10 protein-coding genes are annotated in these 11,120 nt (G+C 66.0%); all 10 read right to left on the bottom strand.

Annotated features, from left to right (window positions below; translation table 11 throughout):
• Positions 1 to 216: 216 nt before the first annotated feature.
• Positions 217 to 858 carry a hypothetical protein gene (locus tag RUU78_RS11215; protein ID WP_313916591.1) on the bottom strand — a complete coding sequence of 214 codons (642 nt, stop codon included), beginning with the start codon at positions 856 to 858 and terminating at the stop codon, positions 217 to 219.
• A complete protein-coding gene (locus RUU78_RS11210; protein ID WP_313916588.1) occupies positions 839 to 1,363 on the bottom strand; it encodes a hypothetical protein in 525 nt (174 codons plus the stop codon). The genes RUU78_RS11215 and RUU78_RS11210 overlap by 20 nt, the downstream gene beginning before the upstream one ends.
• Positions 1,364 to 1,389: 26 nt before the next feature.
• A complete protein-coding gene (gene tssH, locus RUU78_RS11205; RefSeq protein WP_313916586.1) occupies positions 1,390 to 4,182 on the bottom strand; it encodes a type VI secretion system ATPase TssH in 2,793 nt (930 codons plus the stop codon).
• A 141-nt stretch (positions 4,183 to 4,323) separates the two neighbouring features.
• Complete coding sequence (locus RUU78_RS11200; protein WP_313916584.1) at positions 4,324 to 5,385, bottom strand: hypothetical protein; 1,062 nt, start codon at positions 5,383 to 5,385, stop codon at positions 4,324 to 4,326.
• A gap of 189 nt (positions 5,386 to 5,574) precedes the next feature.
• Complete coding sequence (gene tssG / locus RUU78_RS11195) at positions 5,575 to 6,633, bottom strand: type VI secretion system baseplate subunit TssG (RefSeq protein ID WP_313916582.1); 1,059 nt, start codon at positions 6,631 to 6,633, stop codon at positions 5,575 to 5,577.
• A complete protein-coding gene (tssF, locus tag RUU78_RS11190; RefSeq protein WP_313916580.1) occupies positions 6,630 to 8,504 on the bottom strand; it encodes a type VI secretion system baseplate subunit TssF in 1,875 nt (624 codons plus the stop codon). Before tssF ends, tssG begins: the two co-directional genes overlap by 4 nt.
• A gap of 4 nt (positions 8,505 to 8,508) precedes the next feature.
• Positions 8,509 to 9,030 carry a type VI secretion system baseplate subunit TssE gene (gene tssE / locus RUU78_RS11185; protein ID WP_313916578.1) on the bottom strand — a complete coding sequence of 174 codons (522 nt, stop codon included), beginning with the start codon at positions 9,028 to 9,030 and terminating at the stop codon, positions 8,509 to 8,511.
• A complete protein-coding gene (locus RUU78_RS11180) occupies positions 9,023 to 9,847 on the bottom strand; it encodes a type VI secretion system accessory protein TagJ (RefSeq protein WP_313916576.1) in 825 nt (274 codons plus the stop codon). Before RUU78_RS11180 ends, tssE begins: the two co-directional genes overlap by 8 nt.
• 120 nt (positions 9,848 to 9,967) lie before the next feature.
• Complete coding sequence (locus RUU78_RS11175; protein WP_313916574.1) at positions 9,968 to 10,519, bottom strand: type VI secretion system tube protein Hcp; 552 nt, start codon at positions 10,517 to 10,519, stop codon at positions 9,968 to 9,970.
• A gap of 106 nt (positions 10,520 to 10,625) precedes the next feature.
• Positions 10,626 to 11,120 (bottom strand): type VI secretion system contractile sheath large subunit (locus tag RUU78_RS11170; protein ID WP_313916572.1); only part of this gene is annotated, 495 nt, incomplete at its 5' end.

Here is an 11,120-nt window from a genome sequence, read left to right as displayed (position 1 = left end):
CCTTCTCCTCGCTCTTCATCGTGAGCTGGAAGTCGAACAGCTGCGACAGGCTTTCCTTCCCCTGCAACCCGTCGAAGCGCAGCACTTCGGGGCCCAGCGGCGTGGTCACGTTCAAAGTGCGATTCATGGTTTCCCCCGAGCAATTCAGGCACGTTGTGTCCGGCACCGACGCTTGCACAGCGTCGGCCGGACTGCCCCAGAAAATCCGCTGCGACGTCAGCGCGCGCCCGCGGCACCGACGTACAGATGCTGCGCGCGCAGTGCCTCGCGCAGTGGGACGGGTACAACGTCCGGTTGTTCAAAATCCCGCAACGCGGCCTGCAGGCCGTCCTTGCCGCCCCAGGCGGCGATATAGCGCTTCACCGCATCGGCCAGCAGCGGCTGAAGTTCATCAGGCGTCACGATGGCCTCGTCGCCGAAGAGGCGGTCGGGCACGCCGAGCACCTCGACCGTGTCGCCCTTGCTGCGCAATACCGCGCCGAAATCCGGTTCGATTGAAAATTCCTTGCTGCCCGGCTCGTCGGATTCGACGCGCAGGAAGCCCGAGACGATGGTCAGCGTGGTGCCGTCGCGCGTGCTGCGTGCATAGATCCACTGCGGCTGTGTACCAAGATCGGCTTTCTTCGCGACGGCCGCAGGCAGGCGCTCGAAGCGGATCCTGGTCGTGTCGTAGCCCAGGCCGAACAGCGGGTCGTCCATCATGACCGGCGTCGTGACGGTCTTCTCCGATGGCTTCGCCGCCGTGCCGTCGGCGGCCGTGACCGCCACACACCCGGCGAGCGCGAATCCCACGAGTGCGCAGCCCGCTACGCGGCGCAACAGGCCGCTCAAGCCACTCTTACGGTCGGAATACTTCATACGACACCTGTTCCTTGCGATAGGCCGGTCCCGGATAGATGTCCGTGCCCTGGGTGAAATCCGAAACCCATTTTGATCCGTTGTACATTTGTATATGTCCGGCGATCTGTCCCGACGGTGGCGACAGCACGACCACGTCGCCACGCAGCGGCGAGTACGCGACCGACGGTATCTTGCTGAAACCGAGCTTGGTCAGGACCGGGCCATAGTCCTTGGCATAGACCGGGCGCGGCAGCGGGATCCTGGCGCCACCGGCCTCGATCGCCTCGCGCACGTAGCGCGCGCAGCGGCCCTGGCTTTTGGTGTGCGCGTTGGCGTCGACGTGCTTGACCGCGGTGTCGATGCTGTAGCCGGCAACCCCGGTCGCGGCCGGCGTGAGAATCTGAGGCGGCGCCTCGGGCACGAAGGTCGGACAGGGCGTGACCACGCGCATGAGCGTGCCGAAGTCGATGCCGCAGCTGTTGCTGTCGCTGCCGAGCGGGCCGGGTCGGGTAGGTGATGGCATGGCGGCTCCTTCAGGTCGGGGTCGGATCAGGCCGTGCCAGCGGCGGGTTCGTCGGCGTCGGCGACATGGCCGTAGCGGTAGGCGAAATCGTCGTTGGTCACTTCGAGGCGGATGTGGCTGAGCTTGCGCCCTTCCGCGAGACAGGTCAGGAATTCGCGGCTCACCGTCGGCAGCACCGTGTGCGTGAGGATTGCGTCGATCATGCGTCCGCCGGATTCCACTTCGGTGCAGCGCTTGATGACGAGCTGCACCGCATCGTCGCCGTAGCTGAAGTCGATGCCGTGCTGCTCGGCAATCCGCTTCTGGATGCGGCCGAGCTGCAGGCGCACGATCAGCGCGAGCGTGTCGTTGCTGAGCGGGTAGTACGGGATCGTGACCAGACGGCCAAGGAAGGCCGGCGGGAATTTCTGCAGCAGCGGCTCGCGCAGCGCCTTGTTCAAGGCTTCGGGTTCGGGCGCGAGTTCCGGATCAGCGGTGAGCTTCATGACCAGGTCCGTGCCGACGTTGGAGGTCAGCAGGATGATGGTGTTGCGGAAATCGATCGCACGGCCTTCGCCGTCCTCCATCCAGCCCTTGTCGAAGACCTGGAAGAACAGCTCGTGCACGTCGGAGTGGGCTTTTTCCACTTCATCGAGCAGCACGACGGAATACGGCTTGCGCCGCACTGCCTCGGTCAGCACGCCGCCCTCGCCGTAGCCGACGTAGCCTGGCGGTGCACCCTTGAGCGTGGAGACGGTATGCGCCTCCTGGAACTCGCTCATGTTGATCGTGATGAGGTTCTGCTCGCCGCCGTAGAGGCTTTCGGCCAGGGCCAGCGCGGTTTCGGTCTTGCCGACGCCGGAAGGCCCGACCAGCATGAACACGCCGATCGGCTTGTTCGGATTGTCCAGGCGCGCGCGCGCGGTCTGGATCCGCTTGGTGATGAGTTCGAGCGCATGGCGCTGGCCGACGACGCGGCGGTCCAGCGTGTCGACGAGCTGCAGCACCGCGGTGATTTCGTTGCGCACCATGCGGCCGACCGGAATGCCGGTCCAGTCGGCGACGACCGAGGCGACCGCGGTTTCGTCGACCGCCGGCAGGATCAGCGGTGATTCGCCCTGCAGCGCGTCGAGTTCGGCCTGCACCGCAGCATGTTCGGCGAGCAGTGAGGCCCGATCCGATGCCGCCGTGACGGTGCCATCGCCTGCATCAGATGCAGGAATTTCTCGCGCCGCGTTGTCCGCAGCGGGATTTTCAGCGGATTCCTTGTCGGCCTTGGCGGCGGCGGCGAGTTCACGCAGGCGCGCACGCAGGTCGAGCAGACGCGTGGCGAGTTCGTTTTCCTGCTCCCAGCGCTGCTTGAGCGTCTGCTCGCGTTCGAGTTCCTGCGCGAGTCGCGCTTCACAGCGCTCGCGCCGCTGCGCGACGTCGACGCCGACCGCGTCCTCGCGCTCGATGATGCCCTGCTCCGTGCGCAGCACTTCGATGCGGCGGATGCAGTCTTCGAGCTCCGCCGGCGTGGTGTGCTGACTCACAGCGACGCGCGCGCAGGCGGTGTCGAGCAGGCTGACCGCCTTGTCGGGCAGCTGGCGCGCAGGGATGTAGCGATGCGACAGGCGCACCGCTGCGGTCACGGCCTCGTCGAGCAAGGTGATCCTGTGGTGTTTTTCGAGGATAGCGACGATGCCGCGCACCATCGCGATGGCCTGGTCCTCGTCCGGCTCGCCGACCTGTATGACCTGGAAGCGGCGCGTCAGGGCGGGGTCTTTCTCGATGTGCTTCTTGTACTCGCTCCAGGTCGTCGCGCCGATCGTGCGCAAGGTGCCGCGCGCGAGCGCGGGCTTGAGCAGGTTGGCCGCGTCGCCAGTGCCGGCGGCACCGCCAGCGCCGATCAGGGTATGCACTTCGTCGATGAAGAGGATGATGGGCTTGGGGCTGGACTGCACTTCGTCGATGATCTGGCGCAGGCGCTGCTCGAATTCGCCCTTCATGCTGGCACCGGCCTGCAGCAAGCCGATGTCGAGCATGAGCAGCGAGACTTCCTGCAGCTGCGGCGGCACATCGCCGCTGGCGATGCGCACGGCGAAGCCTTCGACGACGGCGGTCTTGCCGACGCCGGCTTCGCCAGTCAGCAGCGGATTGTTCTGCCGGCGGCGCATCAGAATGTCGATGATCTGGCGGATCTCGTCGTCGCGGCCGGTGATCGGATCGATCTCGCCCTTGCGCGCGCGCTCGGTCAGGTCCACCGCAAACTTGCGCAGCGCTTCCTGCTTGCCCATGGCCGCAGGTGCCATCGCGCCGCTGACTTCGCCGGGTCCGCCGCTGGCGTCCAGGCCGCTGCCATCGGTCGCGCCCTGCTGGTCCTCGGGCGAACCGGCGACGACCTTGGCCAGTTCGTTGGAGAACTTTTCCGGCTCGATGACCTGGAATTCCTTGGACATCGCATACAGCACGGTGCGCAGACTGGGCGTCTTGAGGATGCCCAGCAGCAGGGTCGCGCCGCGCACCTGACTCTGGTTGAACATCAGGGTCGCGTAGACCCAGCCGCGCTCGACCGCGTTCTGCAGATGATCGGACAGGTCGTTGATCGCGGTCGCGCCGGTCGGCAGACGGTCCAGCGACCTGACCATGTCGGCGGCGAGCTTCGCCGCGTCGAGCTGGTAGTGGCGGATGATGCGATGCAGGTCGCTGTCGTTGTTCTGCAGCAGCTGGTGCAGCCAGTGCACGAGTTCCACATAGGGATTTCCGCGCAGTTTACAAAACACGGCAGCGCTTTCGACGCCCTTGTAGAGCATCGGGTTGAGCTTGCCGAACAGCGCGGTACGACTAATTTCACTCATGGGGTCTGGCGTCCTTCATTGCCGATTCCGTCATTGGTCCAACCTGCGCGGCGCGCGGCGCCTCCGCAAAGTGTTCGTTTCAGTTCCCAACTGGCGCCACCGCGCCGGATCTCCCGGCCCGGCGGCGCATCTCGCGGCGCGTCAGCGAATCCCCGGAATCGCCTTCTTCGCCGCTTCGGACGCGGCTTCCGAGGCCGCATCCTTGGCAGCATCCTTGGCGATTTCGCTGGCGGCGTCCTTGGCTTCTTTCTTGCGCGCGTCGTTCTTGTCCTTGCGTGCCTTCTTTTTGGCGGCGGCAGGATCGGCAGCGGCGTTCTGCGCGGCAGCGTCAGTTGGCGCGGCGGTCGCGGCAGTGACGGCCGGGATTGGGCCCGGCGTGGCCGGCGGCGGTAGCGCGTTCTTCATCGGCGGTGCGCTGAACGCACGGTTGGCGTCGTCGCGCACGTTGGCGATCGGCGTGGCCGGCGTGCGGGTCAGCGTCCATGGCGCATTCGCGTCGTCGCGCGTCAACGTATACGACAGCGGCCGGCCGTCGTCGCCGATGACGCGTTCGGGACCGCGCGGCAGCAGCGAGTAGAGCAGCACTTCGTAGCCGTTGACCTGCGTATTCGTGGCCCAGCGCGAGGGCACGAGGCGCGCGAAATTCAGTACGGTGGAATTGGGCAGCTTGCCGATGACCTTGTCGCGCAGGCCCGCTTCGGCGAACAGCGGGTAGTGCACCGGCGCGCCGCGCACGCTGGTGTCGATGACGTGAAGGAAGCCGAAGCGCTGCCAGTCACCGATGCCATAGAGGCCCGCGCCGATGCCCGAGATCACGAGGTAGCGCTTCTTCGGCAGAGCGATCTCGAGCAGTTCCGCGTCGTCGGTGTTGAGCAGCGGGAACGGACCCCAGGGTGATTCGTTCGCGACGAACACCTTGCGGCCGTATTCGATCTCGGCGTGTTCTGCGTCGACTGTGATGTAGGCGGGCGAGTCCTTCACCGGCACGGTATAGCGCGGCGGATCGACGGACGGATCGCGCGTGAACGCGTCGCTGAGCGGCGTCACGCTGGGCCGCGCGCCTTGCCAGATGCCGTCGAGGGCCTGCACCAGCGACGGATCCGGCGGCGGCGCAGCGAGCGCGACGATACTGGAGAGGCCGAGGATCAGGGCCGCGGCGGCGCGGAACGGAAGGTGCGGGAAGCGCGGTTGCGTACTGCTCATGATTCGGATTCCGTAGTACAGGGTCTGGCGGAAAAGTACACCGTTACAGTGTCAGAAGCCTCGAAAAAACCGTCGTACCGCGGCTTTTTCGAGTCGGCCAGTCCGGCGCAGGTGCGAATTCGCCTGCGCCGATCAGGCGTACGGCACAGGTCCATGCCGCAGGCACCGCGACGTGTATCGAGGCGCCCATTACGCCGCGGCCGCGGCGGGGACGGCGCGTTCGCGCCGTATGCGTTCGGGATCGAGGACCAGGTCACCGCGATCGCGCGGCGTACCCTGCCCCAGCCAGGTCGTCCAACCCAGGCGCGTATCGCTGCCCAGGCGCGCCTGTGGCACGTCGATGCGGCGCAGTACGAGGCGCACGTCCCAGTCCATTTCGATGCCGATATAGCTGCGCACCCAGTCGAGCAACTGGCGGTGGCCGGTTCCCGTCGGCAGCAGGTCGTCGTACGACGACCGCGTCATCGGACCCAGGCACACGCGAAAGCGATGCTGTCGGTCCCATACGGCATTGCCGGCGACGAGATCCACGCCAAGCCGGCTGCCGCGGTTGGCGCCGAGGCGCGAGCGCTGGTCGCGCGGCAGCGGCAGCCAGCGGCCGACGAATTCCTCGATCGCCGCGGGAACGAGGAAGAAGTTGGCGAGGATTCGTGCCAGGCCTTCGGCGTTGCGCGTCTGGCGCACCAGATGGCCGGCGTGGTGGAGGCGCGCGTGATCGGGCACTTCGTCGCGGTTGCGCGTGGCGCCGAGGCCGTAGCTGATCGTGCTTGCGGCGTGGCGCGTGAATTTCTCGTCCTGCGGCCGATCCAGGCTCACGGTCGACTGCGCATCGGCCCAGGCACGGTAGAACAGGAGCGTGAGACGGTGATGGAAGATGTCGGCGAACTCGATCAGCGTGCGGTCGCCGTGGTGGATCGCGCGCTCGTGCACGTATTCGGTCAGCACCAGCGGCATCGGGCCGTTCGGGCCGAACAGGCCGAAGCTGTGGATCACGAGCTTGGGACCGCCTTTGCGTCGCGGTTTTTCCAGTCGCGCAATCGTCGACGGCGCAAAGAACGACGACGGTTCCTGGCCCAGGCGCAGCGGTTCCTGCGATGGCCGCTTGGCGCGGCCCAGGCGCGGGAACTGCGGGTGCAGCGCCTCGATCCGGCGCAGCAGCGCGAACAGGTCGTGCGCATACGGCTTTTCGTCCAGCGCCTGCCACAGCGCCATCAGCTCGTGCACCTGCTGCTGCGTCGGCACGCTCACGCGACCGGCCTGCGGCCGAAGCGCGGCGCCCATTGGCCGAGCGGACCGCGTTGCGCGCTGAACAGGCGCGTTTCGGTAAAGGTATTCAATGCCACATGGCGCGCGAGGAACTGTTCGAGCACGGCGCCGAACAGGTAGGGGCTGGTGCCGGCGAAGTGGCCTTCGTCGATCGTGAGGTCGATGCCGACCCCGCGACCGAACGTGATCGGCCCCGCGCCCGGCAGACGCCGCGTGATCGGCGTGAGTTTGGTCTGCAGCACCGCGTTGGCATGGCGCGCGACCGCGGCATCGCCGAGCACGGTGTAGAGGCTCAGCAGTTCGCGCAGCGCGAGCGCGCCCTGCTCGGGGCTCAGGTCGGTCAGGGTCTGGTAGTTGAGGCCGAGATGGCTGATGAGGCGCCAGTTGATCTCGCCTTCGGGCACGGCCGAGACGGGACGCGTAGGTCCCGCCAGGACACGCACGCCGGCGACCGGCACCGAGTCGACCGGCACGAGGTCGTGCTGTCCTCCGACCGCCATGAGCATGGCGAGGTCGCGGTTCGTCACGGTCATTTCGACGCCCAGCTGGCGCAGCCCCGAGCCGTACGGCGCTTCGTGCTGGTTGACCAGCGACAGGAACACCTCAGAACCGAGGTAGGTCGTGCGCGCGCCATGGCGCGCGATCGTGCTCGACGCCAGACGCGGCTCGCGCCGCACGCTGAAATACGTGCCGTGGTTGCCGCGGTCGCCGACGACGCTCGAATAGAAAGGACGGAATTTGGCCTCGACCGCGTTGTCGCGGCCGAAGCCTTCGACCTGCTCGATGCTGTAGACCTCGTAATTCAGCGGATGCGCGCGATCCGGCACGACGTGCAGTTCGTAGCGGCTGTCGCTGACCTGGATGCGATCCGAACGCATCGTGATGAGGTTCACCGCGGGCGTACAGAACAGCTGGAATTGCGTGGTGTCGACCACGGTCTCCAGATCGCTGACGTCCTGGTCGAGCAGGATGCTGACCTCGAAGCCGTCGAGCGCCTCGATGCCCGCCAGGGCGGCGCGCAGCCCGTCGAGCGCGACGAAGTGGAAGCGGCTGGGAAACGCGAAGTATTCATGCAGCAGGCGATAGCCCTGGAAGCCGCGGCCGTTGTAGGGCAGCAGCGCCTGCGCATCGTCGAAGCCCTCGGGCTGCACCGCCGCTGCGCCGAGCTGGCGCCATTCGCCGGGCTTCTTGCCGCGCGCGCGCACCGACACGCCGAGCACATGGCCGCACAGCAGTTCATGCAAACGCGAGGTGATGTGCGCGCTGCCGGCCAGATGCAGCGAGATGCGGTCCGGCGGCGGACTCTTGCCGCTGAGCGGAGCCTTGAACTGGAAATTCAGCCGCAGGCTGGACTTTACCGGCAGGTCCTGGCGCAAACGGTTGACGCGCACATCGGTGGGCACGCCTTCGAAACGCGCCGCGGTGATGCGCAATGGCCACAAGTCCACATCGTGCGCGGTGCGGAATTCGCAACCGGCCTGACCCTCGACGTGGCTGGGCGCGCGCAGGCGTTCGCCGCGCCGCACGCGGAACGAGTCGCCCTGGTTGCCGGTCATCTCGCCGGGCGTGAACTGCACGATGCACATGGCCGGCGTCGGCGCGAGGTAGTTCGGGTAGATCACCTCGAGCAGGCGCTGCGAGAAGCGCGGGAATTCCGCATCCATCTTGAGCTGGATGCGCGCGGTGAGAAAGCTGAAACCTTCGAGCAGGCGCTCGACGTAGGGATCGGCGACTTCGATGTCGCGCATGCCCAGGCGCGCGGCGATTTTGGGATTGTTGGCCGCGAACTCCGCGCCGAGCTCGCGCAGATAGTTCAGTTCGCTGTTGTAGTAGCCGACCAGTCGGGGATCCATGGCGCTATCCCAGCAGATCTTCGAGCAGGATCTGGCCGCTTTCCAGATCCACGCGCGAACGCAGCAACAGGTCTATCGGATACGGTTCTGACCAGAGCTGGCCGCGGATTTCCATGGTCAGCTGGTTGTGGGTGCGATAGCCGTCTTCGGACGGGAGGATCTTCACCTGCAGGGTTTCCGGCAGCACGCGCGGCTCGAACGTGCGTATCGCCCGCTTGATCGCGGCCTGCACGGCATCGAGATCGTCGTCGACGAGGTGGCGACCCGATAGCGCGAGCACACCGAAATTCAAGACCGAGGTGCGTACGCCGTCGGCGCCGGACAGGTCGGTCTCGGACTCGGCGTTGGTGGTGTTGAGCAGCCAGGAGATGTCACGCAGCACCGACTGGCGGTAGTTCGCCTTGGTCATGGTGCGTTCCTGCAGCGCTTCGTTGCGGTTGTCCGGATGCAGATCGGTCAGCCGATCCAGCAGCACCGGCAGCAGCCGGGTCGAACGCGCGCCGTGCTGCGGATTGGACTTACTCATCGGTGACCGCGTCGTCTTCGTCGCCCGCTGCGCGTTCAAGGCGGCGCACGCCGAGGAAGGGGTGGTCATCGACATTGCTGACCCAGCTGCGCTGGCCGAGGCCGGCGTAGGCGTCCTCGCCGATCGCTTCCCAGCTGGTCAGCGAGGCGAGTGCGAGGCGTTCGTCGGACTGGCCGTAGCTGCGCGGGTAGCGGCTCGGCACGAGCACGACGTGCTGGCCGCCGTTGCGCAGGGTCAGCTTGCCCGGCAGCCAGACGAGGTCGCGCAAATCGGTCGGTGCTTCGAGTTCGAGCAACTGGATATGTTCGAAAGGCAGCCAGTAATACTGCGCTTTCAGGATGATTTCGCAGACCGGGCCGAGGCGTGAATCCGCATCGGCCAGCCACTCGACCGGGGTTTCGTCGAGCACGAATGGCGTCGCGGGTGCGGCGTCGAAGGCCTGCTGCATGAGTTCGTCGGCGAGCGCATCGTCTTTGCCACGGCTGGCCAGCGACTGGCTCAGGGTAGCGAACCACGGTTCGGGCTCGCCTATCGTCTGCGGCGGGAGCTCGCCGGCGAAAACCTTCTCGCGCTGCAGTTCGCAGCGAATGGCTTCGCGGTACATCTGTGCCATCGGAATGGCCGACGCGCCGAGCGTCGCGGCGGTCTGCAGCTGCGCAACCGCACGCGTCCAGTTGCCGGTCAGCATGCTGAGCTGGGCGAGATGTACGCGCAGTGGCAGGCTGTCGGGCTGGGAACGGATCTTCGCGACGAGTTCGGCCTGCTGTTCGGCCAGGGTCTGATCGCGACGCAAGGTGGCAGACAAGGTGGCGTCCATGCGCGACGGGTTCCTGCAGATTCACGGCAAAAAAAATCACCGATGACGGAGAGCGGCTCACGCCGCCTCCGCACCGGGAACGGACAAATCGACGCCAGCGTAGCGCAGGCGCCGTGTTGCTTAGGCCGCCTTGTTCTGCTTGACGTCCCAGGCACCCGTGGTGGCGGCGCCCAGCGAACCGTCGCCGTTCTGCTCCTTCACCTCGACCTTGATCTTGGCGTAGGACAGGCCGACTTCCTCGATGACGCGCGGGCTGTTCGTCGCGCCGACCGGACGCACATGCGTGACCAGCACGTCGTTCATCGTGACGGTCATGTACTGCTGCGCACCGTCGCCGACCTTGCTGCACGACAGCACGACTTCACCGATGTGCTTGCCGCTCGCGCAGTACTTCATGAGGTTCGGCGTCGCCTTGTCGACATAGTGCGTGAACACGAACTCGCTGAAGTTGGCCTTGCCGACGCCGCCGCCGCCGCCCGTGTGGGTCGACGAGGACTGGCTGACTGCATAGCCATAGCTCAGCACGTCGAGTTCGCCGCTGTGCTTGGAGTCCTTGGATTCACCGGTGATGCCGGCGATCTTGAGGTGGAAGTCCTGCTGAGACTCCTTGGGCGCGGTATCGACAGAGACCGAGGGAGCCGCCAGGACGTTGCCCATTCCGAGAGATGCCATACGTTTAGTCCTTAACTTTGATGGATAAAGAGAACCGGCCTGCTTATCCAGGGGGATGCCGGTTCAGTCCTTGCCGAGCGTCTGCTAGTACGGGCCCGCTCAGCCTTCATTGCCCGCCGGATTTGACGGACGGAAGCTTGGAAACCAGGCGCAACGACACCGTCAGCCCTTCGAGCTGGTAGTGCGGGCGCAGGAAGAATTTCGAGGTATAGAAGCCGGGATTGCCCTCCACCTCTTCCACCTGGACCTCGGCAGCCGCCAGCGGCTTGCTCGCCTTGGTCTCCTGGGACGAATTGGCCGGATCGCCGTCCACGTAGTTCATGATCCAGTCGTTGAGCCAGCGTTGCATGTCGTCGCGTTCCATGAACGCGCCGACCTTGTCGCGCACGATGCACTTGAGGTAATGCGCGAAGCGGCAGCACGCGAACAGATACGGCAGGCGCGCGGCCAGATTCGCATTCGCGGTCGCGTCCGGATCGTAGTATTCGCTCGGCTTCTGCAGCGACTGCGCGCCGATGAACGCGGCAATGTCGGTGTTCTTGCGGTGGATCAGCGGCATGAAACCGTTCTTGGCGAGTTCTGCTTCGCGCCGATCCGAGAT

The organism is Tahibacter sp., from assembly GCF_032229445.1.
Classification (GTDB): Bacteria; Pseudomonadota; Gammaproteobacteria; order Xanthomonadales; family Rhodanobacteraceae; genus Tahibacter.
The sequence above is the reverse complement of the archived record's forward strand: the minus strand, read 5'-3'. Positions and strand labels throughout refer to the sequence as shown.

What these genes read in the sequence shown, in the direction of transcription:
- RUU78_RS11215 (WP_313916591.1), bottom strand. Translation starts at nt 858, where the DNA reads ATGAAGTATTCCGACCGTAAGAGTGGCTTGAGCGGCCTGTTGCGCCGC.
- tssE (WP_313916578.1), bottom strand. Translation starts at nt 9,030, where the DNA reads ATGAGTAAGTCCAATCCGCAGCACGGCGCGCGTTCGACCCGGCTGCTG.
- tssH (WP_313916586.1), bottom strand. Translation starts at nt 4,182, where the DNA reads ATGAGTGAAATTAGTCGTACCGCGCTGTTCGGCAAGCTCAACCCGATG.
- RUU78_RS11200 (WP_313916584.1), bottom strand. Translation starts at nt 5,385, where the DNA reads ATGAGCAGTACGCAACCGCGCTTCCCGCACCTTCCGTTCCGCGCCGCC.
- RUU78_RS11180 (WP_313916576.1), bottom strand. Translation starts at nt 9,847, where the DNA reads ATGGACGCCACCTTGTCTGCCACCTTGCGTCGCGATCAGACCCTGGCC.
- RUU78_RS11175 (WP_313916574.1), bottom strand. Translation starts at nt 10,519, where the DNA reads ATGGCATCTCTCGGAATGGGCAACGTCCTGGCGGCTCCCTCGGTCTCT.
- tssF (WP_313916580.1), bottom strand. Translation starts at nt 8,504, where the DNA reads ATGGATCCCCGACTGGTCGGCTACTACAACAGCGAACTGAACTATCTG.
- RUU78_RS11210 (WP_313916588.1), bottom strand. Translation starts at nt 1,363, where the DNA reads ATGCCATCACCTACCCGACCCGGCCCGCTCGGCAGCGACAGCAACAGC.